This window comes from Kitasatospora sp. NPDC101801 (assembly GCF_044766665.1).
Classification (GTDB): Bacteria; Actinomycetota; Actinomycetes; order Streptomycetales; family Streptomycetaceae; genus Kitasatospora.
Genome location: NZ_JBIWML010000019.1, coordinates 1 through 22339 on the forward strand (window position 1 = coordinate 1; position 22339 = coordinate 22339).

Annotated in this window: 24 protein-coding genes and 1 riboswitch; of the genes, 9 read left to right on the forward strand and 15 right to left on the reverse strand. The window is 73.7% G+C overall.

From position 1 onward, the window contains the following. Positions 1 to 91: 91 nt before the first annotated feature. The 4 genes from ACIRPK_RS21035 to metE form a co-directional block, all read right to left on the reverse strand. Complete coding sequence (locus ACIRPK_RS21035; protein WP_403040782.1) at positions 92 to 838, reverse strand: MerR family transcriptional regulator; 747 nt, start codon at positions 836 to 838, stop codon at positions 92 to 94. A gap of 85 nt (positions 839 to 923) precedes the next feature. Continuing rightward, positions 924 to 1934, reverse strand: coding sequence for an isopenicillin N synthase family dioxygenase (locus ACIRPK_RS21040; protein WP_403040783.1), 1011 nt, complete (start codon positions 1932 to 1934; stop codon positions 924 to 926). 126 nt (positions 1935 to 2060) lie between these two features. Continuing rightward, on the reverse strand, positions 2061 to 2486 hold the full coding sequence (locus tag ACIRPK_RS21045; RefSeq protein ID WP_403040784.1) for a VOC family protein: 426 nt from the start codon (positions 2484 to 2486) through the stop codon (positions 2061 to 2063). Between the two features lie 271 nt (positions 2487 to 2757). Beyond that, a complete protein-coding gene (metE, locus tag ACIRPK_RS21050) occupies positions 2758 to 5067 on the reverse strand; it encodes a 5-methyltetrahydropteroyltriglutamate--homocysteine S-methyltransferase (RefSeq protein ID WP_403040785.1) in 2310 nt (769 codons plus the stop codon). Between the two features lie 158 nt (positions 5068 to 5225). After that, positions 5226 to 5377, reverse strand: a riboswitch (cobalamin riboswitch). A gap of 267 nt (positions 5378 to 5644) precedes the next feature. Between metE and ACIRPK_RS21055 the strand changes: the two genes are divergently transcribed. Together ACIRPK_RS21055 and ACIRPK_RS21060 are read left to right on the forward strand one after the other, a co-directional pair. Next, positions 5645 to 6319, forward strand: coding sequence for a phosphatase PAP2 family protein (locus ACIRPK_RS21055; protein ID WP_403040786.1), 675 nt, complete (start codon positions 5645 to 5647; stop codon positions 6317 to 6319). 32 nt (positions 6320 to 6351) lie between these two features. Further along, positions 6352 to 6750 (forward strand): BlaI/MecI/CopY family transcriptional regulator, encoded by a 399-nt coding sequence (locus ACIRPK_RS21060; protein WP_403040787.1) that lies wholly within the window; start codon positions 6352 to 6354, stop codon positions 6748 to 6750. 9 nt (positions 6751 to 6759) lie between these two features. On the opposite strand, the gene ACIRPK_RS21065 is transcribed toward ACIRPK_RS21060, so the two are convergent. Continuing rightward, a complete protein-coding gene (locus ACIRPK_RS21065; protein ID WP_403040788.1) occupies positions 6760 to 7233 on the reverse strand; it encodes a MarR family winged helix-turn-helix transcriptional regulator in 474 nt (157 codons plus the stop codon). 351 nt (positions 7234 to 7584) lie between these two features. Between ACIRPK_RS21065 and aspT the strand changes: the two genes are divergently transcribed. After that, positions 7585 to 9264, forward strand: coding sequence for an aspartate-alanine antiporter (aspT, locus tag ACIRPK_RS21070; RefSeq protein ID WP_403040789.1), 1680 nt, complete (start codon positions 7585 to 7587; stop codon positions 9262 to 9264). Positions 9265 to 9400: 136 nt separating this feature from the next. Beyond that, entirely contained in the window at positions 9401 to 10738 is a 1338-nt protein-coding gene (locus ACIRPK_RS21075; RefSeq protein ID WP_403040790.1) for an NAD(P)/FAD-dependent oxidoreductase, read from the forward strand. Positions 10739 to 10760: 22 nt separating this feature from the next. Here ACIRPK_RS21075 and ACIRPK_RS21080 read toward each other — a convergent pair whose 3' ends face one another. From ACIRPK_RS21080 to ACIRPK_RS21090, 3 genes are all read right to left on the reverse strand, one after another. Further along, entirely contained in the window at positions 10761 to 12020 is a 1260-nt protein-coding gene (locus ACIRPK_RS21080; RefSeq protein ID WP_403040903.1) for an MFS transporter, read from the reverse strand. A gap of 125 nt (positions 12021 to 12145) precedes the next feature. Further along, the gene (locus ACIRPK_RS21085) at positions 12146 to 12682 is read right to left on the reverse strand and encodes a hypothetical protein (protein ID WP_403040791.1); all 537 of its coding nucleotides are present in this window, start codon (positions 12680 to 12682) and stop codon (positions 12146 to 12148) included. Between the two features lie 31 nt (positions 12683 to 12713). Continuing rightward, a complete protein-coding gene (locus ACIRPK_RS21090) occupies positions 12714 to 13637 on the reverse strand; it encodes an AraC family transcriptional regulator (protein ID WP_403040792.1) in 924 nt (307 codons plus the stop codon). Positions 13638 to 13766: 129 nt separating this feature from the next. Between ACIRPK_RS21090 and ACIRPK_RS21095 the strand changes: the two genes are divergently transcribed. After that, positions 13767 to 14267, forward strand: a complete 501-nt coding sequence (locus ACIRPK_RS21095) for a DUF1772 domain-containing protein (protein WP_403040793.1) — start codon at positions 13767 to 13769, stop codon at positions 14265 to 14267. Between the two features lie 26 nt (positions 14268 to 14293). Here ACIRPK_RS21095 and ACIRPK_RS21100 read toward each other — a convergent pair whose 3' ends face one another. From ACIRPK_RS21100 to ACIRPK_RS21115, 4 genes are all read right to left on the reverse strand, one after another. Further along, a complete protein-coding gene (locus ACIRPK_RS21100) occupies positions 14294 to 14719 on the reverse strand; it encodes an SSI family serine proteinase inhibitor (RefSeq protein WP_403040794.1) in 426 nt (141 codons plus the stop codon). A gap of 87 nt (positions 14720 to 14806) precedes the next feature. Then, complete coding sequence (locus tag ACIRPK_RS21105) at positions 14807 to 15223, reverse strand: hypothetical protein (protein ID WP_403040795.1); 417 nt, start codon at positions 15221 to 15223, stop codon at positions 14807 to 14809. An 87-nt stretch (positions 15224 to 15310) separates the two neighbouring features. Further along, complete coding sequence (locus ACIRPK_RS21110; protein ID WP_403040796.1) at positions 15311 to 16087, reverse strand: TIGR03084 family metal-binding protein; 777 nt, start codon at positions 16085 to 16087, stop codon at positions 15311 to 15313. Positions 16088 to 16119: 32 nt separating this feature from the next. After that, a complete protein-coding gene (locus ACIRPK_RS21115) occupies positions 16120 to 17664 on the reverse strand; it encodes an AMP-binding protein (protein ID WP_403040797.1) in 1545 nt (514 codons plus the stop codon). Between the two features lie 174 nt (positions 17665 to 17838). Here ACIRPK_RS21115 and ACIRPK_RS21120 point away from each other — a divergent pair, with 174 nt between their 5' ends. Further along, positions 17839 to 18189 (forward strand): hypothetical protein, encoded by a 351-nt coding sequence (locus ACIRPK_RS21120; protein WP_403040798.1) that lies wholly within the window; start codon positions 17839 to 17841, stop codon positions 18187 to 18189. An 87-nt stretch (positions 18190 to 18276) separates the two neighbouring features. Here the strand turns inward: ACIRPK_RS21120 and ACIRPK_RS21125 are convergent, their stop codons facing one another. Continuing rightward, positions 18277 to 18774 carry a VOC family protein gene (locus ACIRPK_RS21125; RefSeq protein WP_403040799.1) on the reverse strand — a complete coding sequence of 166 codons (498 nt, stop codon included), beginning with the start codon at positions 18772 to 18774 and terminating at the stop codon, positions 18277 to 18279. 95 nt (positions 18775 to 18869) lie between these two features. Between ACIRPK_RS21125 and ACIRPK_RS21130 the strand changes: the two genes are divergently transcribed. Further along, positions 18870 to 19334, forward strand: a complete 465-nt coding sequence (locus tag ACIRPK_RS21130; protein WP_403040800.1) for a MarR family winged helix-turn-helix transcriptional regulator — start codon at positions 18870 to 18872, stop codon at positions 19332 to 19334. Positions 19335 to 19340: 6 nt separating this feature from the next. Here the strand turns inward: ACIRPK_RS21130 and ACIRPK_RS21135 are convergent, their stop codons facing one another. After that, positions 19341 to 19595, reverse strand: a complete 255-nt coding sequence (locus tag ACIRPK_RS21135) for a helix-turn-helix domain-containing protein (RefSeq protein ID WP_403040904.1) — start codon at positions 19593 to 19595, stop codon at positions 19341 to 19343. Positions 19596 to 19597: 2 nt separating this feature from the next. Between ACIRPK_RS21135 and ACIRPK_RS21140 the strand changes: the two genes are divergently transcribed. Continuing rightward, positions 19598 to 20311, forward strand: coding sequence for a hypothetical protein (locus tag ACIRPK_RS21140; RefSeq protein ID WP_403040908.1), 714 nt, complete (start codon positions 19598 to 19600; stop codon positions 20309 to 20311). Between the two features lie 17 nt (positions 20312 to 20328). Here the strand turns inward: ACIRPK_RS21140 and ACIRPK_RS21145 are convergent, their stop codons facing one another. Next, complete coding sequence (locus ACIRPK_RS21145) at positions 20329 to 21417, reverse strand: WD40/YVTN/BNR-like repeat-containing protein (RefSeq protein WP_403040801.1); 1089 nt, start codon at positions 21415 to 21417, stop codon at positions 20329 to 20331. A 142-nt stretch (positions 21418 to 21559) separates the two neighbouring features. On the opposite strand from ACIRPK_RS21145, the gene ACIRPK_RS21150 reads away from it, so the two are divergent. Further along, the gene (locus ACIRPK_RS21150; RefSeq protein ID WP_403040802.1) at positions 21560 to 22321 is read left to right on the forward strand and encodes a pirin family protein; all 762 of its coding nucleotides are present in this window, start codon (positions 21560 to 21562) and stop codon (positions 22319 to 22321) included. The last annotated feature ends 18 nt before the right edge of the window (positions 22322 to 22339 follow it).

A 22339-nucleotide genomic window follows, 5' to 3' on the forward strand; every position in this document is an offset into this window, starting at 1 on the left:
AGCTACCTCGCCGGCCTCCAGCTTCGCGGCGCGATGATCTGGATCAAGGACCTCGCCAGAACCACCGCTTGATCACGACCAAATACGCGCCCTAGTCGGGCCGCACCGGCCGCGCGTCCTCCTCCGGGCGCGCGGCCAGCTCCTCGGCCAGCGAGCGCTGAAAGGCCGTCACCAGGGCCTGCACCACCATGGGCTGGATCCGTTCGGTCAGTGCCTTCATCCGCTCCAGCTCCCGGTCGTCCGGCTCGCTCTCCCGGTACGGGCGCCAGACCGTGTCGCGGAACAGCCGGTGCAGGTCGTGCGCGGTGGCCCGGCTGTGCAGCCGGACCACCGCGCGGGCCGCCACCAGCGTCTCCAGCGGGATCGGCACGTCCAGCACCCGGACCCCGAGCGGCAGCAGGCCCGGGTCGATCTTGAACAGCTCGGGGTCGTCGGTGCGGTGCACCGCGCCCATCGCGGCCAGCCGGTCCACGTCCGCCTCCGACAGCGGCCGCCCGGCCCGGCGGCCGAGCTGCTCCCGGGTGGCCTCCTCGGCCACCTCGGGCGTCCAGGAGGCGACCAGCGCACGGTGGATCGCCAGGTCCAACGCGCCGACATCGTCCGGGAGTTGGGACAGGTATCGCTCGATCGCGGCCAGCGTCAGCCCCTGCCGCTGCAGCTCCTCGATCAACTCCAGCCGCCCCAGGTGCTCGGCCCCGTACCACCCCACCCGGCGCGGCCCCAGCTCCGGCGGCGGCAGCAGCCCCTTCGCGCTGTAGAACCGCAGCGTCCGGACCGTCACCCCGGCCCTGGCCGCCAGCTCGTCGACGGTCATCTGCGACGGCGCAGCCGCTGTCATGGTGAAGCCTCCCACTCGGGATCGGACGCGGCAGTACCGCTGTGACACCAAGAGTGTGACAGCAGTACGCGTCCGGGGCGGGCCGTCAGACCGCGAGCAGTTCGGGGTGGTGGCGCCGGGTGACCTCGGGGTGGGCGCGGGCGTAGCCCTTGAGTTCGTTGCGGCCGAACTCCGCGAAGAGGGGGTTCTCCGGGTCCTGGGTGGCGCCGGGGGCGTGGTGGGCGTGCGGGAAGTCGAGCGGGGTGATGTGGGCGTCCAGGCGGGGGTTGTAGAAGAACGGGACGGAGAACCGCTCGCGGGCGCCGGGCGGGCTGACCACGCGGTGCCGGGTGGCCTTGAGGTAGCCGTCGGTGGCCACCTCCAGCAGCTCGCCGAGGTTCACCACGAAGGCGCCGGGCATCGGCGGGACGGCGAGGTAGCCGCCGTCGGAACGCAGCACCTCGAGGCCGCCGACGTCGTCCTGCAGCAGCAGGGTGATGAAGCCGTAGTCCTTGTGCGCGCCGACACCCTGCGGGGTGCCCTCCGGCGGGGTGCCCGGGTAGCGCACCAGCTTGAGCCGCAGGTGCGGGTGCCCGGCGAAGGCGTAGTCGTAGAAGTCGGGGCGGGCGCCGATGGCGGCGAGCAGCTCGTGCAGCAGCCGGGCGGCCACCGCACCCAGGCGGTCGATCCAGTGCAGGGTGGCGGCGCGCAGCCCCGGGACGGCGGCGGGCCACTGGTTCGGGCCCTCCAGCCACCAGTACGGCTGCTCGCCCGGGCCGGGCACGTGGGCCGGCAGCTCGGCGCCGACGTCGAGCTGGTCGCGCCAGTCCCGGTCGCCGGCGGTGCGTTCGGTGCCGGTGCGGGTGTAGCCCCGGTAGTGCGGGGAGTTGAGGTTGCTGACGGCCAGCCGGTCGGCCTCCGGGAGGGCGAAGAAGGCGTGCATGGCGTCGGTCAGCGCAGTGGTCTCCCCGGTGGTCACGCCGTGGCCGGTGAGCTGGAAGAACCCCACCTCGGTGGCGGCGGCGCGGAGCGCGTCGTGCAGCCGGGCCCGGTCGTCGGCGGTGCCGTCGGCGAGCGAGAGGTCGATGACGGGGAGGCCGGTGGGTTGCGCTGTCATGGCTGCCTTCCGAGGTGGTGATTCCCCCACGGATCGTACACAGAACCAGATTATGGCCCGGAGGGGGCCTTGACCCGGTGGGGAGCCGACGGCGACCGGCCTCGGAGCGTCGGGCGGGGCGGTGTCTCAGCCTTTCCGGGGCTCGCCCCGGTAGGTGCCGAAGGCCCACAGGTTGCCCTCGGGGTCGCGCACGGTGAAGTCCCGTGAGCCGTCCGTGCCGTAGTCGGTGTCGTGCGGTTCCGCGACCACGGTGGCACCGGCGGCGACGGCCCGGGCGAACAGCGCGTCCGGGTCCTCGGTGACCACGACGTACGCACCGAAGTGGCCCGGCCGCAGCGGCCACGGGTCCTCGTCGCTGTCCTCCTCGCGGGCCGAGCCGAGCATGATCCCGCCACCGGCAGGCCAGCTGAGCTGGGCGTGGTGCACGTGCGTCCCGTCCGCGTAGACGGCGGTGGCCTCGAAGCCGAACGCCTCGGTCAGGAACCCGATCAACGCGTGGGCGTCGTGCGCCCGCAGGCTGGGCCAGACCTGGGGCGGGGGCGGCTGGGTCATCGGGTGCTCCTCGGTCGGGGCCTGCGGTCGGCGGTCCGGGCTCGGGTCTTCCCGGCCCAGGGTAGGCCGGGGCCGGGCGGGCCCGGCGGATCCCGCGCCGGAGGAGTTCGGCGGCACCGCCCGCCCGGACGTCAGTCGCCGGGCGCCGGGGGTGGGCCGGGGCGCCGAGCGCCTGGGTACGGTGCGCTCCGACGCTCCGGGCCCGACGCCGACCGGTCGCGCACCGGGGCGGGGGTGCCGTGGCAGGCACCTCCGCCCCGGGCGGCCCGGCTCAGCCGGTGAGTTCGGTGCGGACCAGCCGGGCGGCCGCGACCAGACTGTCCAGTGAGGCCCGGGTCTCCGGCCAGCCCCGGGTCTTCAGACCGCAGTCGGGGTTGACCCAGAGCCGTTCGGCGGGGATCGCCGCCAGGCCCGCGCGGAGCAGTGCGGCCGCCTCGGCGGTGCTGGGCACCCGGGGCGAGTGGATGTCGTAGACACCCGGGCCGACCTCGCGCGGGTAGCCCGCCTCGGCCAGCTCGTGGGCGACCTCCATGTGCGAGCGGGCCGCCTCCAACGAGATGACGTCGGCGTCGAGTTCGTCGATCGCGGTCATGATCGCGCCGAACTCCGCGTAGCACATGTGGGTGTGGATCTGGGTGTCCGCCCGGACTCCGGAGGTGGAGAGCCGGAACGCCTCGGTGGCCCAGTCCAGGTACGCCGGGCGGTCGGCCGTGCGCAGCGGCAGGGTCTCCCGCAGGGCGGGCTCGTCCACCTGGATCACGGCCGCGCCGGCCGCCTCCAGGTCGGTGACCTCGTCGCGCAGGGCGAGCGCCACCTGGCGGGCGGTGTCGCCGAGCGGCTGGTCGTCGCGGACGAATGACCAGGCCAGCATGGTGACGGGCCCGGTGAGCATGCCCTTCACCGGACGGTCGGTCAGCTCCTGGGCGTACCGGAACCAGTCGACGGTCATCGGGGCGGGCCGGGAGATGTCGCCCGCCAGCACCGGCGGCCGGACGTACCGGGTGCCGTAGGACTGCACCCAGCCGTGCCGGGTGGCCAGGTAGCCGGTCAGCTGCTCGGCGAAGTACTGCACCATGTCGTTGCGTTCGGGCTCGCCGTGCACCAGGACGTCCAGGCCCGCCTTCTCCTGGTAGGCGATCACCTCCCGGACCTCGGACTCCATCCGCTCCCGGTAGCCCGCCTGGTCGAGCCGCCCGGCCCGCAGGTCGGCCCGGGCCGTGCGCAGCTCGGTGGTCTGCGGGAACGAGCCGATCGTGGTGGTCGGCAGCAACGGCAGGCGGAGCCGGGCCCGTTGGGCGACGCTCCGCTCGGCGTACGGCTGCGGGCGGCGGCCGTCCCCGGTGGTGGTCGCCGCGACCCGGGCCCGGACCTCGGGGTCGCGGGTGACCGCGGAACCGGCCCGGGAGGCCAGGTCGGCGCGGTTGGCGGCCAGGTCGGCCGCGATGGTGCCGGTGCCCTCGCGCAGGCCCCGGGCGAGCAGGGTGATCTCGGCGGTCTTCTGCTCGGCGAAGGCCAGCCAGCGGGAGATCTGCGGGTCCAGGTCGCGTTCCCGGTCGGCGTCCAGCGGGACGTGCAGCAGCGAGCAGGACGGGGCGACGTCGACCCGGTCGGCCAGCCCGAGCAGGGTGGCCAGGGTGGAGAGGGACTGCTCCAGGTCGTTGATCCAGACGTTGCGGCCGTCCACCACGCCGGCGATCAGTCGCTTGCCGGGCAGGCCGCCGACGGCGGCGAGTTCGGCCAGGTTGGCGGCGGCCGGGCCGGTGAAGTCCAGCCCGACGCCCTCGACCGGGGACCTGGCCAGCACCTTGAGCGCCTCACCGGCCCGGTCGAAGTAGCTGGCCACCAGCAGCTTCGGACGCTCCGTCAGGGCGCCCAGCTCGCGGTAGACCCGGGCGGCGGCGCCCAGTTCGGCGGGGGTGCGGTCCTGCACCAGCGCGGGTTCGTCCAGCTGGACCCAGTCGGCCCCGGCGGTCCACAGCTCGGCGAGCAGTTCGGCGTAGACCGGCAGCAGCCGGTCGAGCAGGGTGATCGGCCGGAAGTCCGCGGCCACGCCCGGGGCGGGCTTGGCGAGCAGCAGGTAGGTGAACGGCCCGACCAGGACCGGTCGCGCGCGGTGCCCGAGCACGACGGCCTCGCGCAGCTCGGTGACCGCCTTGGCGGGGTTCGCCACGAAGACCGTTTCCGGGCCCAACTCGGGCACCAGGTAGTGGTAGTTGGTGTCGAACCACTTGGTCATCTCCAGCGGCGCGACGTCCTGGGTGCCACGGGCCATGGCGAAGTAGCCGGCCAGCGGGTCGGCGTCCACGGCGGCCCGGTGGCGGGGCGGGACCGCGCCGACCGCGACGGTCGCGTCGAGCATGTGGTCGTACAACGAGAAGTCCCCGGTGGGCACTTCGGTGACACCGGCCTCGGTGAGCCGCCGCCAGGTGTCGCGGCGCAGGCCGGCGGTGGTGGCGTGCAGGGCGTCGGCGTCGACGCGGCCGGCCCAGTAGCTCTCGACCGCCTTCTTCAGTTCCCGGTTCGGGCCCTGCCTCGGGTAGCCGTACACGGTGGCCTGCGGAGCGGTGGAACGCGTGGTCACGGAACTCTCCTTCGCGAGTCGCGCTGCGATCCCGGGAGAGCACGAGGACGTGCAGGTACGGCCGCGCGGACGCGGCACCATGATGTGCCCGCCCGCTCCGCCGACCCGCCCACGAGGTCACCGAGATCACCGCGTGCGGGGTGCACGCGGGCAGTGGCAGGTCTTCGGACTCGCGGGCACACCGACCTCGGAAGGCCGACACCTACTGGCCGTCGCTTCCCGGACCCCGGCGGGGCCCAGTGCATGTGACGGCGGTCGTTCCCACTCACCGCTGCGGGGCAGTCCCGGATTCCCACCGGGTTCCCTCTTACGACGCGCCTGCCTGGCTGGCAGGGCGAACCGACTGCAAGCCCCAGCCTAGGCCCACCGGAGCGGCTCCGGACGCCGTTGTCCGAATGATCGACGGCATACCGTTGCGGGTCGGCTCCGGATCCGGTCCTGATCGCCACCGGGTGCCCGGCTGACGGGTGGTCAGCCAGGTTGGGGTCTACAGTGATGTAGACGGACGCGGAGCCGTCCCCGACGAGAGGCGCCGACCCATGCCCGATCCAGCCGGACCGTCGCCCGTGCGTGCCGGATGACGCGGCGAGCTGTGCTGATCGGGGTGCCGCTGCTGCTGTTCGCCCTGCTCAGTACGGTGTTGGTGCTGCACGGCCGGGGTCCGTACCCGGTGGAATCGGAGCTGCACTCCTGGCTGCTGACGCACCGTCCGGCCTGGGCGGTGCGGACGGTCGGCCTCGTGACGGACCTGGGGACCGGGGCCCCGCCCTACCTGGCGGCCGTCGCGGCGGGTCTCCGCTGGGCCCACTGCGCCGGGCGCAGCGTCGTACGGGTCTGTGCGCCGGTGCTGGCGCTGGCGGTCGGGCAGGTGATCCGCACCGGGCTGATGCTGGCGGTCGGGCGGAGCCGGCCGCCGGTGGCGGACTGGGCCACCTCGGCGAGCGGCTACTCCTACCCCTCCGGGCACACCTTCACCGCCGCCGTCGCCGCCGGGCTGCTCGCCTGGGCCCTGCTGCGCGTGGCCCGGCGGCCGTGGGTCACCCCCGCCGTGGTCGCGCTGGGCGCGGCGGGGGTGGCGGTCGGCCTGAGCCGGGTCTACCTCGGCGTGCACTGGGCCTTCGACGTGCTCGGCGGCTGGCTGCTCGCGGCGCTCTGGCTGGCGCTGGTGCTGCCCCTGCTCGCCCGGCTCGACCTGGCGGCGGGAGCGCCGGGGGTGACCGAACTACAATCCCGGAGCAGTGGTCTACGGTGATGTAGACGAACCGGGTGGAAGGCGAGGTCCCCGTGGCAGAGGCGATACGCCGCCAGGCCGGCGAGCTGGAGGACGCGGTGCTCGGCGCACTGTGGGCCGCCGGTCGCCCGCTCACCGAGCCCGAGGTCCGCGGCGCCCTGCCGGGTGACCCGGCCCGCACCACCGTCGCCACCATCCTGGCCCGGCTGCACGACAAGGGCACGGTCCGGCGTAACCGCCAGGGCCGGGCCTTCGCCTACAGCCCGGCGGTGGAGGACCGCGCCGCGCTGTCCGCGCGGCGGATGCACAGCGAACTGGACCGGGGTGACGACCGCTCAGGCACGCTCGCCCGGTTCGTCTCCCGGCTCAGCCCCGACGACGAGCGACTGGTGCGCGCACTGCTGGAGTCGTCGCGGGAGGAGCGGGACCGGGAGGAGCGGGACCGGCCCTGACCCGGGCGGCTACCGGGCGGCCGGCCGGGCCCGGCCGCGCGCCGCGGCGCCGGCGCAGACCCGCCGCAGCAGGTAGTTGAGCTCGGTGCGCTCCCCGCGGGTCAGCGGCGCGAGCAGGTCGTCCTGGGCCGCCGTGGCGTCTCCCCGCAGGGTGGTCAGCATCGTCTGCCCGGCCGGGGCCAGGGAGACCAGCTGCCGCCGGCCGCCGGCGTGCACCACCATCGAGTCCAGCAGGCCCGCCGCCAGGAGCTCGTCGATGATCCGGGAGGCGTCCGCCTCCGACGCCTCGACCTGCACGGCGAGGTCGAACCGGGCGTGCGGGCCGTGCTCCGCCAGGGTGGACAGGACCAGCTGGTGGACGGGGCCGAGCCCGCGCCGGCCGAGCCGCTCCGCCAGCAGCGCGTCCGCCGCCCGGCCCGCCTCGGACAGCAGGTGCACGGTCTGCTCCGAGGACTTCGACGAGCTCTGTCTCCGGTCGTACACGCCGCGTCCAATCACTGGGGAGGGCCGTCCCACCTCCGGCCGAGGGCCCGCGACCGCCGACACCCACGGCGCACAGCTGCCGTGCGCCGGGTACGGGACGTCTGGGCCCCGTACGCACGTGGCGCTCCGCGCCGGCAGATACGCGAAGTAAATCGAGGTCACCATAACCGGTGCCCGGCTGATCGGTCTACATCGATGTCGTCACCAGGGCTGGTCAGCGGCCCGCGCGGGCCCGGGGCCGCCCGGCTGACCCGCCGTCACTCGTTCGGCAGCACGGGCGGGCCCCGGGCGCCGGAGTGGGTTCTGATGCAGTAGACGATCATCAGTGCCCGGCGTACGGAGGTCCATGGAATGAGTCTGCTGCGCGAGAACGCGGTGCTGGCCCTGTTCGCCTGTCTGGCACTCGGCTACCTGGTGGGAAAGCTCAAGGTCGGCCCGATCCAACTCGGTGGCATCTGCGGGACGCTGATCGTCTCGATGCTGATCGGAGCGCAGCACGTCGGGGTGAACGCGGACGTCAAGAACGTGGCGTTCGCGCTGTTCATCTTCTCGCTCGGCTACCTGGCCGGGCCGCAGTTCTTCGCGAACCTGAATGCCAAGGGCCTGCGCTTCGGCGTGCTCTCGGTGATGGAGGCCGTGATCGTCATCGCGATGGCGTACGGCATCGCCAAGGCGGGCGGGCTCGACGTCGGTACGGCGGCCGGCATCCTGGCCGGTTCGGCCACCGAGTCGGCGGTGGTCGGTACCGCGCAGGAGGCGATCACCAAGCTGCCGGGGATCACCGCGGACCAGTCCAGCGAGCTGCAGGCGCACGTGGCCACCGCGTACTCGGTCTGCTACCTGTTCGGCCTGATCAGCATCGTCCTGCTGACCAGTCAGTTCTTCCCGATGCTGATGCGGATCAACCTGGCCGACGCCTCCCGCGAGCTGTGGGACAAGATGCGCGGCAGCGGCGGTGGGCTGGAGGCCGGCGAGACCGCCTCGCTGCCCGGTCTGGTGGGCCGGACCTACCTGGTGTCGCAGGGCGAGGGGTCCAGCCTGCAGCAGCTGGAGGACGCGGTCCGGCAGGACGCCTCGATCGAGGGCGTCAAGCGGGGGAACGAGGTGCTCAAGGTCGCACCGGGGCTGAAGCTCCGGCGCGGTGACCGGGTGCTGGTGGTCGGCATGCGGGACGCGGTCCGGGAGACCGGGCACGAGCTCGGGCCGGAGACCTCCGGGGTGCCCGGGCTGGACAGCCCGCTGACGGTGCGCCAGGTGGTGATCACCGACAAGCGGGTGGCCGGACAGACCGTCACCCAGCTGCGCGAGCGGGAGGCCGCCGCCACCGAGGGCATCTACCTGACCGGCGTCCAGCGGGTCGACCAGGACATCCCGGCGGTCGGTGAGACCGAGCTGCATCAGGGCGACACGCTGACCGTGGTCGGCACCGGGTCCAAGGTCGAGCGGTTCACCAAGGCGGTCGGCGCCAAGGTGCGCACCGACAGCGCGGACTGGATCTACATCGGTCTCGGCATCTGCCTGGGCGTGCTGCTCGGCATGGTCACCATCCACGCCGGGTCCGCCAACCTGTCGCTCGGCACCGGCGGCGGCTGCCTGATCTCCGGCCTGGTGTTCGGCTGGCTGCGGGCCCAGCGCCCGACCTTCGGCGCGTACCCGCCGGTGGCCGCGCAGACCATGAAGGACCTCGGCCTGTCCATCTTCATCGCCGTCACCGGCATGGCGGCCGGACCGGACGCCGGGCCGCTGCTCAAGCAGTACCCGCTGCTGCTGCCGCTGTCCGGGATCGCGATGGTGGTGGTGCCGGCCTTCCTGGGGCTGTTCATCGGCCGCAAGCTGCTGAAGATCGAGAAGCCGATCCTGATCGGCGCGATCGCGGGCCAGCAGTGTTCGACCCCCGCCATCACGGCCGTCAGCAACGTGGCGCAGAGCAGCGTGCCGATGCTCGGTTACACGATCACGTACACCATCTCCAACTTCCTGCTCCCGCTGACCGGGCCGATCTTCGTGGGCCTGATCGGGCTGCAGACCTGACCTGGGGTCGGGACCTGACCGGATTCGGGACCTGAGTCACCGTCAAGGGTCGTGAACCGACGGCCGCCCCGCTACCGGGGAGTGCGCCGTCGGTGCCCCCTGGCGGCGGGGCGGCCGGCTGCGGTTGGATGGCCGGATGGGTGGCGAAGCGGTCTCCGGGCGGGGCACGGCAGTGGTGATCGGGGGCGGGCTGGCCGGGACACTGGCGGCCTGGGCCCTGCGGGACGCGGCGGAGCGGGTGGTGGTGGTCGAGCGCGACCGCTACCCCGAGCAGCCGGCCTTCCGGGCCGGGCTGCCGCAGGGGCGGCACGCCCACCTGCTGCTGGCGGCCGGGCACCAGGTGCTGGAGGAGCTGATGCCCGGCTCCCGGGCCGAGCTGCTGGCGGCCGGGGCGGTCGGCGTCCCGCTGGCCAGCGAGCTGCGCTGGCTCAGCTCGGCGGGCTGGATGGCCGAGCACCGCAGCGAGCTGGTCTTCCTCTCCTGCACCCGGCCGGTGCTGGACCACGTGGTGCTCGACCGGGTCCGCCGGGATTCCCCGGTGGAGTTCCTGGAGGGGACGGAGGTGGTCGGGCTGCTCGGCACCGCCGGGCGGGTGACCGGCGTCCGGCTCCGCGAGCGCGGCACCGGGGGCGAGACCCGGGAGCTGGCCGCCGAGCTGGTGGTGGACGCCTCCGGGCGGTCCACCACGGTCGCGGGCTGGCTGGCCGCGCTGGGCGTCCCGGCCGTGCCGGAGGAGCGGGTGGACGCCGGGGTGGCGTACGCCAGCCGGATCTTCAAGCGGCCGGCCGGGGTGGAGTTCCGGCACCAGGCGCTCTACATCCAGACCAAGGCGCCCGACGACCCGTACCTCGCGGTGCTGCTCCCGGTCGAGGGCGACCGATGGATCGTCAGTCTCGGCGGCATGCGCGGGGCCGAGCCCGAGCCGGGCGAGGAGGGCTTCCGCAAGCATCTCGGCCTGCTGCGCGACCCGACCCTGCGCGAGCTGCTCGCCGAGGCCGAACCGGAGGGCGAGGTCCGGGGGTTCCGCCCCGGGCCGGGGGTCCGCCGCCGGTACGAGCGCCGCTCCCCGGAGGGGCTGGTCGCGCTCGGCGACGCCGCCTGCACCTTCAACCCGGTGTACGGCCAGGGCATCACGGTCGCCGCGATGAGCGCCCGCGCGCTGGGCGTCGCGGTGGCGCGGCACGGGGGCATCGGTCCGGCCGCGGCGGCCGCGGCCCGGCGGGCGATCGCCCGGGTCGGCAAGGACCCGTGGGTGATGTCCTCCACCGAGGACGTGCGGTTCGCCGCCACGGCGGGCGGCCCGTCCGGTGCCCTGATCCGGTTCCAGCACCGCTATCTGGACCGGGTGCTGGCCCGGGCCACCACGGACGCGCACGTCTGTGACCGGTTCCAGCACGTGATGTCGCTGGTGGCACCGCCGACCACGCTGTTCCACCCCTCGGTGCTCGGCCCGGTGCTGCGCGGGCCGCGCTGACGGGGGCTCAGGCCGACCGGCCTCAGGGCGCGGCGGCCGCCACCGGCACCTGTTCGGCGGGTTCGGCCCGGCCGGGCAGCCGGCGGACGGCCGGGACGCAGAGCAGCAGGAGCGCGGCCGGGGCTCCGATCGCGGTCATCGCGTAGAGGGTCGGGCGCAGTCCGAACGCGCTCGCTACCGGGCCGGCCACCAGCAGTCCGAGCGGCATCAGGCCGGAGGAGAGCAGGTGGTCGTAGGAGCTGACCCGGGACAGCGCCCGCTCGGGGATGTGGGTCTGCAGGCTGGTCTCCCACAGGACGAAGAACAACGAGACCGCCACCCCGGTGACCGCCTCCAGGGCGGCCACCACGGCGAGCGTGGGGGCGGCCCCGATGATCAGCGCCTGGCAGGAGGCCACCGCGAGCGCGGCGGCGGCGAGCGCCAGCGGGCGGGCCGGGCGGAGCCGGTAGGCCCAGAGGTCACCGAGCACCGAGCCGATCCCGAACGCGGCGGTCACCGCCGACCAGCCCGCCGCGCCGCCCCACTCCCGCTCGGCGAGCACCGGCCCGAGCACGAAGATCGACGGCAGCACCACCACGTGGTAGACGCTCATCGCCGCCATGCCGGACCAGACCCAGCTGCGGGAGCTGACGTGCCGCCAGCCGTCCCGCAGCTCCCCGAGGAATCCGCTGCCGCCGGACGCGCCGTCGCTCTGCTGCGCTGGGCGGGGCCGCAGCCGGACCAGGAACGCGGCGCTCACCGCGAAGCTGACGGCGTCCAGCGCCAGGGCACCGCCGGGGCCGGCCAGCCAGACCAGCAGGCCGGCAACCGCAGGACCGACCACCAGTGCCGAGGACATCACCAGACCGCGCAGGGCGTTCGCCTCGCGCAGCCGGTCGGCCGGGACGACGAGGGGGAGCAGGCCGGTGGCGGCCGGCATGAAGAAGGCGCTCGCCGAGCCGAACACCGCCATCAGCACCACCAGGTGCGGCACCTCGGCCACCCCGGCGATCAGCAGGACGGCCACCGTGCCCTGGGCGGCGAACCGCACCAGGTCGGAGACCAGCATGATCCGGTGCCGGGCGAAGCGGTCCGCCCAGACGCCGCCGACCAGGGTGAACAGCAGCATCGGCAGCAGCGCGGCCGCGCCCACCAGCCCGACGTCGGCGGGCGAACCGCTCACCGACAGCACGGCGAAGGGCAGGGCGACCATCGAGACCCGGTCGCCCAGCATCGAGAGCGACTGCCCGGCGAACAGCCGGGCGAACTGCGGCTCCTCCCGGAGCACGGCGGGGACCAGCATCTTCACGGGAGGACCAATCGGCAGACCGGGCACGGCGGGGCAGCCCGATGCTAGGGAGCGCGGGGCGCGCTGTCGCCCGAGTTTCCGGGGCGGGGCGCTGGGTGGGGCCCGTTCGGCCGGGCCGGTCAGCAGTAGTGCATCGGGCAGCCCTCGCGGAGGGCGTGCTCGGCGGCGCGCAGGTAGAGCGCGGCGTAGAAGGCGGTGTCCAGGTCGTCCTGCCAGGGGCCGGGGTGCGCGGAGACGGCGGGGCTGTCGAACCAGGCGCAGAGGTCGAGGTTGCCGCAGTCGGCCGGGATGTGCGCGAGGGGGAGGGCGAGGGCCTCGGCCAGCGTCCGCGCCGTGGCCAGGACCTGCCCGGCGCCGCGCACGGTGGTGGTGTCGGAGTAGGAGGACGACACCGGCAGCACGAAGGGCTCGGGCAGGTCTACCGGCAGCAGCAGGTCCCACTCCAACGGGGACTGACCGGGGGTCAGCGCGTCGGCCAGCCGGTCGTAGCCCGCCAGCGGGCGGTAGAGCTTCTCCTCGAAGCCGCGGCCGGAGGAGAAGGCGAACGGTGCCAGCCCGCGCCGGGCCAACTCGGCGTCGAGTGCGAGCGCGGTCGGCCGGAGCACCTCGTCGTCGGCCCAGTCGCCCGGGTCGGTGCTCACCAGATAGATACCCATGGGCCCGAAGGTAGGGGCGGGCACCGACAGGTCAGGCCGAGCGGTGCTGCTGCGGGCTGACCCCGTGCACCCGCTTGAAGGCGGTGGAGAGGGCGAACGGGCTGCTGTAGCCGACCTGGTGGGCGACGCTGCCCAGGGTGGCGGCGGGGTCGTGCAGCAGGTCGGCGGCCAGCGCGAGCCGACGGCCGGTCAGGTAGGACATCGGCGGTTCGCCGACCAGCTCGGCGAACCGGCGGGCCAGCGCGGCCCGGGAGACCCCGACCTCGGCGGCCAGCCCGGCCACCGTCCAGGGGTGGGCCAGGTCGCCGTGCAGCAGGCGGAGCGCGTGGCCGACCAGCGGGTCCTCGTGGGCCCGGTACCACCCGGGGGCGTCGGGCCGGGCCAGCCAACTGCGCAGGGTGGCGATCAGCAGCAGGTCCAACAGCCGGTCGAGTACGGCGTCCTGGCCCGGCAGGTCGCGGCCGATCTCCGCGCCGAGCAGGTCGGTCAGCGGCGCGATCCCGCTGTCGGCGGCCACCACCAGCAGCGGGGGCAGCGCCTCCAGCAGGCCCCGGCTGACCTCGCCGCGCAGCAGGTACGTCCCGCTGAGCAGCACGTCCGGGCCGTCCGGCGCGTCGCCCCAGGTGCGGGTGCCCAGGGTCATCGGCTCACAGAGCGGTTCGCCGTCCGGGGTGGTGGAGCTCTGGTCGGGGTGGATCACCACCCGGGGCGGGGTGCCGGGGGAGTCGGCGAGCACGTACGCCTCCGGGCCCCTGGCGATCGCCACGTCCCCGGTGCCGAGCCGGACCGGGTCGCCGTGGTCCGGCAGGATCCAGGCGGAGCCACGGACCGGGGTGACCAGGGTGAGGGGTGCCCGGTCCTCGACCCGGATCGCCCACGGCGGGGCCAGCACCGAGCGGAGCAGGAAGGCTCCCCGGGCTCTCGGTCCGGCGAGCAGTCCGGCGAGTGCGTCCATGGCGCCCGAGTCTAGACGGCCGGTCTGGACGCTCGCGCATGCGATCGAGCGGACCGACGATGGCCCGGTGGTGGGTGTCGGCGGTTGACTGGGCGGCAGACGGCGAGAGTTGACGACGGGGAGTGTGTGATGACCGGGTTCAGAGGTGCGGTACTGCTGGCGGCGACGCTGACCATGGGGCTCAGTGCGGGCCTGTTCTTCGCCTACTCCTGCTCGGTGATGCCGGGACTGGCCAAGGCCGACGACCGGACCTTCGTGGAGACCATGCAGCGGATCAACGTGGCCATCCTGAACGGGTGGTTCATGGTGGTCTTCCTCGGGGCGATCGTGTTCACCCTGCTGGCGGTGGTGCTCCAGTACCGGGGCGGTGACCGGAGCCTGCTGCCGTGGTTGATCGCGGCGGCGGTGCTGTACGGGGTGGTGCTGGTGGTCACGGGTGCGGTCAACGTCCCGCTGAACGACCAGCTGGCGGCGGCGGGTTCACTGGACCGGATCCCGGACCTGGCGGCCGTCCGGGAGACCTTCGAGACCAGCTGGGTGCGCTGGAACACCGTCCGGGCGGTCGCCGGGACGGCGGGGTTCGGCTGCCTGGCGGCGGCGCTGGTGGTGGGTGGGCGGAGCGCGGGCTGACGCTCTGTCGGGCGACCGGCGCGGGCTCAGAACACGGGGGCGGTGGCGGCCCGGAGGGCACAGGCGTTGCCGAACGTCCTGGCCCACTTGACCGGGATCCCGTGCCAGCTGCCCTCGGCGGTGGCGGTGACCGGGGCGTGGACCGCGGCGCAGGCCGAGCCGGGCCGGCCGGTGAGGCGGTCGAGGTCGCCGTCCGCCTCGGTGAGCGCGGCGCAGGCCGGGACGGGGTCGGGGTGCGAGCCGCCGGGCCGGCCGTCGCAGCTCAGGGTGGTCGTGGTCGCGCCGGGGCCGACCAGCTGGCCCGGACCGACCGTCAGCAGCAGCGCGGAGTGGTCGGGTCGGGTCGGGAAGATCCGCGCCTCGGCGGGTGCGGGCAGGGCGAGACCGAGGGCGGCCAGGCCGAGGCCCAGGGTGACGGGCAGGAGGCGGCGGTGCGGTGCGCTGGCGGTCATGGTGCCCAGCCTGACCCGCGCCGGACCGGGCACCAAGCCGCCGCCACCCACGGGGGTGAGGTTCGACCCGATCGGGCGACCCGGGGCTCAGCTCCGCGGGGGCGGCGGGTCGTTGACGGCCGTGATGGTCAGGGTGGACGGTCGGACGGTGAAGCGGACCTCCTGGGTGCCGCCCTCGTACCAGGTCTCGGTCACGGCGACCGTGTCGGTGCTGAGGGAGCGGGTGGACCAGGTGCGCGGGATGTTCTTCGCGCGGAACACCGGATCCGCCCCGTGGTGGGTGGCGGACCAGCGGTCGAGTTCGGCGTTGAGCGGGGGAGGGAGGGTCTTGGCGCGGATCTCCTTCGGGAATTCGTCGATTTCGCCGAGGGCCGCCAGGCGGTATTCCTCGAAGAACGCGTCCACCTCCCCGACGGCCGTGCGGGGCGCGGCCTGGGCGAGGGGCGACGGAGCGGTGAGGCTGAGCAGGACGGTGAGCACGGGAATGCCGAGGTGTCGGTTCATGCCGCAGATTCCATCATTCGTCGACGAATCTGCCTATCGCTCGCACGAGTGAATTGACGGAGCGTCAATTAATCTGGAAGGAAAGGTTTATCTCCCTTTTCCGGGAAATCCCGCGAAGGCCTGGGCGATCGGCAGCCAGGCCGCCACGACGGGCCCGGTGACGGTCAGGTCCAGCTCGTCCGGCCGCCGTCGCTGGGTGACCAGCAGGCAGAAGTCGAGCGCCGGGCCGCGGACCGAGTCCACCGCGTCGGCCGGCCCCCAGGCCCACAACTCGCCTGAGGGCGACGTCAGTTCCACCCGGATCGGGGCCTCGGGCACGGGTGCCCCGTGCAGCGCGAACGCGAACCCGACGGTCCGGATCCCGAGGTGGGCCACGTGCCGGAGCCGGTCGGTCGGCGGCCGGGTCACCCCGAGCGCGTCGGCGACGTCCTGGCCGTGTGCCCAGGTCTCCATCAGGCGGGCGGTGGCCATCGAGGCGGCCTTCATCGGCGGCCCGAACCACGGCAGCCGTCGGCCGGAGCCGGCCACTGAGGCCAGTTCGACGGCCAGTTCCTCCCGGCTGGCCCGCCAGCGTTCCAGCAGGGCGGCCGGATCCTCGCCCACGCCCGCGGCGGCCCCGGCGTCCACCGGGTCGACGCCGCTCGCGTAGATCGCCGTCGCCTCGGCGGTGAACCGGTCCCCGTCCCGGCAGGCGAGCAGGGACCACTGGTCCGTCCAGGCCAGGTGGGCGATCTGGTGGGCGATGGTCCAGCCCTCGGCCGGGGTCGGGGTGGCGAACCCGGCCGGGTCCAGTCCGGCGACCAGGGCGTCGAGTTCGGCGCTCTCGGCCCGGAGGTCGGTCAGTACGGCGGTGGCGTCGACCACGGTGCGGTGCTCCTTCGGAGAGGGTGGGGAGATCAGTTGACGGACTTGGCCCGGCCGGCCCAGTACGGCTCGCGCAGCCGGAACTTCTGCAGCTTCCCGGTGGTGGTCCGGGGCAGCTCGGTGCGGAACTCGACCGAGGTCGGCGCCTTGTAGCCGGCCAGCCGTTCCTTGCAGTGCGCGATCAGCCGGGCGGCCAACTCGGGCTGCTCGCCCGCCGATCCGTCCCGGAGTACCACCAGGGCCTTGACCGTCTCGCCCCACTTGGTGTCCGGCACCCCGATCACCGCGACCTCGGCCACCGCCGGGTGGGCGTACAGGCAGTCCTCCACCTCGATCGAGGAGACGTTCTCGCCACCGCTGATGATGACGTCCTTCTTCCGGTCCGAGATGCTCAGGTAGCCGTCCGTCAGCACCCCGCCGTCGCCGGTGTGGAACCAGCCGTCGCGCAGCGCCGTCGCGGTCTCCTCGGGCTGCTCCCAGTAGCCGGCCAGCACGGTGTTGGAGCGGACCAGTACCTCGCCCTCCTCGTCCACCCGCAGCTCGGTGCCGAGCGCGGGGGCACCCTGGCGCACCAGCAGCTCGGCCCGCTCGGCGGGCGGCAGGTCGTCCCACTCGGCCCGGCCCCGGTTCACCGTGACGATCGGGGCGGTCTCGGTCAGTCCGTACAACTGCATGAACTCCCAGCCGAGTTCGGCCTCGACCCGCTGCACCACCGAGGTCGGCGGCGGTGCCCCGGCGACGATCATCCGGACCCGGTCGCGGCCCGGCACCGGGCCGTCCCAGTCGGCGGCGGCGTCGAGTACGGCGGTCACCACGGCCGGGGCGCCGGACAGGAAGGTGACGCCGTGGCGGTCGATCCGGCGCAGGATCTCGGCACCGTCCACCTTGCGCAGCACGACGTGCCTGGCGCCCAGGCCGGTGAGCGCGAACGGCAGGCCCCAGCCGTTCGCGTGGAACATCGGCAGGGTGTGCAGGTAGACGTCCCGGTCGCTCGCCCCGAAGTGCAGGCCCATCAGCACCGCGTTCAGCCAGAGGTTGCGGTGGGTGAGCCGGACGCCCTTGGGGCGGGCGGTGGTGCCGCTGGTGTAGTTGATCGTGGCGGTGTCCGACTCGGCCACCGGGTGCTCGACCGGGGCGTTGCCGAAGTCGTACAGCAGGGCGTCGCTCTCCGCGCCGAGCACGAAGCGGTGCCGCACCGGCACCCCGGCCAGCGCCCGGTCCAGCTCGGGGTCGACCAACAGGGCGGTGGCGCCGCTCTGTTCGACGATGTACGCCACTTCTTCGGCCTTCAGCCGGAAGTTGACCGGCACCAGCACCCGGCCGTAGCCGCTCACCCCGTACAGCGCGGTCATCAGCCGGGCCGAGTTGTGCGAGACGATCGCTACCCGCTCACCGGGGCCGATGCCGAGCCGGTCCAGCCCGGCCGCCTGGGCCCGGGCCAGCTCGGCCATCCGCCGGTAGGTCAGATCACCCCAGGAGGGGGCGGGTTGGTCGGGTTCGTCGACCAGGCCGATCCGGTCGCCGTAGACCGTCTCGGCCCGGCGAAGGAAGTCCAGCACGGTGAGTGGAGTCTGCATGCGATCACTCTGCCCGCCCGGCCCGGCCCCGCGACAGAGGGCGTCACCGGGTGGTTCGTGGTGCTCCGGTCGGGGGGAAGTTCTGGGCCGGACGGGTGATGGGGCGGAACCCGCCTCATGGTCGGGTCGTGGACTGCCGATCCTTCAGGCGTCTCGTACCAACTTGGAGGATTCATGCGTACGACCCTTGCCAGGATCACCGCTGCCGCCGCCCTCTGTGGCTGCGCGCTGCTCGGCGGCGCCGGCGTGGCCGCGGCCCACGGTCACCACCACCACCCGCACGGTTCGCTGGCGGTCGGCGGCAACGCCGTGACGCACGGCGGCGGCGACGCCCTGGCGGTCGGCGGTGACGTGGACGCCACGGGTGCGGCCGCTGCGGTCGGCGGCGACGCGAAGGGTGTCGACTTCGCGGGCGCGGTCGGCGGCGACGCGTGGGCGGAGGGCCCGGCGGCGGCCGTCGGCGGCGACGCCGAGTCGCTCTGCGACGACGCCTTCGCGGTGGGCGGCGACGCGGCCGGCTTCTGACCGGACCGCTGCCGAACGATCGTCAGCGGGGCCGGCCGTTCCGACGGCCGGCCCCGCTGTGCGTGTTGCTCCGGTGCCTCGGGCGCCTCAGGTGGCCGAACCGGCCGCCGCGCCGGTCTTCAGCTCGGTGCCCCAGCGGTCGATCTCGGCCTGCAGGTCGAGGCCCTGGAGCTTGGCCTTCTGCACCGAGGCCCACTCCTCGCGGGGCACCCGCCACATCACCTCGAACTCGATGCCGTCCGGGTCGTGGGCGTACAGCGACTTCGAGACGCCGTGGTCGGTGGCGCCGACCAGCGAGCCGGAGCGGGTGAGCTTCTCGGCGATCGCCGCCAGCTCGCCGAGCGTGCCGACCTCCCAGGCCAGGTGGTAGAGCCCGACGCTGCCGCGCGGCGGCGCCGGGGCGTCCGCGCCGACCGCGAACAGGCCGAGGTCGTGGTCGTTCAGCGTCTCGGCGGCGCTCAGGAAGGCCGCGCGGCCGGGGATCTCGACGTCGACCTTGAAGTCGAAGGTGTCGGTGTAGAAGGCCACGGAACGGGCCACGTCACGGACGTACAGCACGGCGTGGTTCAGGCGGCGGACGGACATGGCTACTCCTGTGGTCCCTGTTAGTTCAAATTCGAACCGTCTGTCGCCCAAGGTACACCTTGGTTCGAATTTGAACAACTGGGTACGATAGGGACATGGACGAGCCCCGGTGGTTGGACGAGCGCGAGATGGCAGCCTGGCGGGGCTTCGTGGCCGCGAGCAATCTGATCGAGCGCCGCCTCGAACAGCAGCTGAAGGAGAGCGCCGGGCTCTCCCACACCCAGTACGAGATCCTGGTGCAGCTCTCCGCAGCGCCGGACGGCTCGCTCCGGATGACCGACCTGGCCGATCGGCTGGTCACCTCCAAGAGCGGCCTCACCTATCAGGTGACCCAGTTGGAGAAGTGCGGGCTGGTCGGCCGCCGGTCCTGTCCCAGCGACGTCCGCGGCGTCTTCGCCGAGCTCACTGAAAAGGGCTGGCGGGTGCTCCGGGAGGCCGCCCCGGGGCACGTCGCCACCGTCCGCGAGGTGCTGATCGACGTGCTCACCCCCGAGCAGCTGGTGGTGCTCGCCGAGAGCCTCGGCACGGTCAGCGAACGGCTCCGGGCGGCCGAGCGCTAGCCGGGCTCAGACCGGCAGCGGTCCGCGGAGCAGCGCGGCCCCGAGGGCCGGCCGGTCCTCCGGCCGGGCCAGGCTGCGCCCGGTCGAATCCTCGATCCGGCGCACCCGGTCGTGCACGGTGTGGACGTGCACAATCAGCGCTTCGGCAGTGCGGGCAGCCGCTGCCGGAACGCCGCCGTCGCCCGGTGCGCTCCCTGCTGCCGGACCGGACGGCCGTGCGATACTCCCCGGACTCGCCGGAGTTCGGGGGGACCGTGACAGAGGTGACGTTCGACTGGGTGGCCCGGGGCAGTGCCGCCTTCGCCTATGTGTCGGCGGTGGGGGCGAGCCTCTGGATGTTCGCCACCCCCGGTGGGGCGGACCCGCCGCTGACCGGCGCCCTGGTACTGGGCTGGCTGGCGATCGGGCTGCTCTGGGTGAAGGTCGCCGCGCTCTGGGCCAGGCAGTGGGAGTGGAGCCGGGGAGGTCCCGAGCGGCCGCTGCTGTGGGGGGTGCCCGACGTCCGGCCGGTGCGGCGGCCACCACGGCGGCGGCTCACGGCGACCCGCCGGTTCCGGAGTCCACCGGACGCGTACGGCAGCACCGGGTGGGTGCGGTCGCGGCAGGTGGCGGTCTGGCTGCTCCTTCCCCTGGTGACGATGGCAATGCTGTCGACCGACCGGATGCGGATCCCGTCGAGCCCGTACGCGGGCGCGGTCGACGCGGGCGGGATCCCGTGGGGTGCGATGGGCCTGGTCCTGATCCCGGTGCTGGTGATCCTGGTGCCGATCTCACTGGACCCGGAGGACATGCACGACATCGCCTGGCGTCCGGCCGCCCAGAGTGTGCACGCCCTGATCTGCCTGACGGTCTACCTGTCGGCGCAGCCCCAACTGCTCGGGGCCGACCCGACCTGGTGGTCCAGCCTGTGCTGCCTCTCCAGCGGCTTCCTGCTGCTCTGCACCCAGCTCGGGCTGGCGCTGCGGGCCCGGGACTGACCCGGCCCGGGCAGGGCTCAGGGCAGGGTGACGGCGCGGACGCAGAGCACGTCCGGCAGGTGGGAGCCGATCAGGCGCCAGCTGTCACCCGCGTCGGCGGAGCCGTACACCTCGCCGTTGCGGTTGCCGAAGTAGACCCCGGCCGGTTCGCCGTCGTCGGTGCAGAGGGCGTCGCGGAGCACCACGCCGTAGTGGTCCTCGGTGGGGAGGCCGGCGGCCAGCGGCTGCCAGCTGGCGCCCGCGTCGGTGGTGCGGAAGATCCGGCAGCGGCGGTCGACCGGGAGTCGGGCGTAGTCGGCGTCGAGCGGGAAGAGGTAGGCGGTGCCGGACTGCCGGGGGTGGGTGGCCAGGCCGAAGCCGAAGGTGGCGGGGAGGTCGGCGCCGATGTCGGTCCAGTGCTTGCCGGCGTCGTCGGTGCGGTAGACCCCGCCGTGGTTCTGCAGGTAGAGCCGGTCGGGGTCGGCCGGGTCGGCGGCGACCTTGTGCACGCACTGGCCGAACTCCGGGTGCTCGTCCGGCAGGAAGGAGACCCGGATGCCGGTGTTGGCCGGGTGCCAGCTGTCGCCGCCGTCCTCGGTGCGGTAGACGCCGCCGGTGGAGACCGCGACGGTGAGCACGGCCGGGTCGCGCGGGTCGGGCAGGATGGTGTGCAGGCCCTGGCCGCCGAACCCGGCGTCCCACTCGGCCCGTTGCGGGTGCGACCAGAGCGCCTCGTCCAGGGCGAAGCTCTCGCCGCCGTCGGTGGAGCGGAACAGCGCGGCGGGCTGGGTGCCCGCGTACACCACGCCGGGAGCCTCGGGCCCGGCGGGCTGGAGCTGCCAGACCCGTTCCAGCGAGGTGCCGGTGTGTTCGGGGAAGCGGACCGCCGGGCGGGTGGGCTCCTGCCAGCTCGCGCCGAGGTCGTCGGACCACCAGACGGACGGGCCCCAGTGGCTGCTGTCGGCGCCGACCAGGATGCGCGGGCGATCGCCGCGACGGTCGACGGCGACCGAGTAGATCGCGTTCATCGCGAAGTGCGGCCCGGTGAAGTCCCACTCCCCGCGGTCCCGGCTGCGGCAGAGGAACAGCCCCTTCTGGGTACCGACGGCCAACAGCGTCTCGGTCATGGCGCACCACCTGTGAGTGTCGGGCAGATCCCGCTCGCCAGTCTGCTCCGGGTGGCCCGGCCGTGCACGGGAGCGCGCCGGGAATGCGGACGGGGACCGTTGTGGTTTAGGATTCAACAACAGCGAGAGAAGGGTTGGTCCGATGGCCTCCACGATCGACATCCGCCGGGCGGGCGAGCGGTTCCACACCAGGGCCGGGTGGCTGGAGTCGCACCACTCGTTCTCCTTCTCCCGGCACTGGGATCCGGCCAACACGCACTTCGGGCTGCTGCTGGTCTCCAACGACGACGTGATCGCCCCCGGCACCGGCTTCGACACCCACCCGCACCGGGACATGGAGATCATCACCTGGGTGCTCGACGGCGGCCTGGTCCACCAGGACTCCGAGGGCAACAACGGCGTCATCTACCCGGGCCTGGCCCAGCGGATGAGCGCGGGCGCGGGCATCCTGCACAGCGAGAAGAACGACTCCTGGACGCTCACCGGCGAGCCCGAGCACCGTGACCCGGTCCGGCTGATCCAGATGTGGGTGATCCCGGACGCGGCCGGCATCGCCCCCGGCTACGAGCAACTCGACATCAACGACCAGCTGGGCCAGGGTGGTTGGACTACACTGGCGTCCGGGATGCCCAAGCACGCCAACCAGCGCGCGATCGGCATCCGGCAGCAGCACGCCGCCCTGCACGTGGCCCGGCTCCGGCCGTCCGAGACGCTCGACACCGTCACCGCCCCGTTCGCCCACCTGTACGTGGCGCGCGGTGAACTCGCCCTGGAGGGCAGCGGCCTGCTCCACGAGGGCGACGCCGCGCGGATCGGCGGCGCCGAGGGGCAGCGGATCACGGCGGGGCCGGCGGGTGCCGAGGTGCTGCTCTGGGAGATGGACGCCGCCGTCGACCTCGCCTGACCGGTGCGGCCGGGGCCG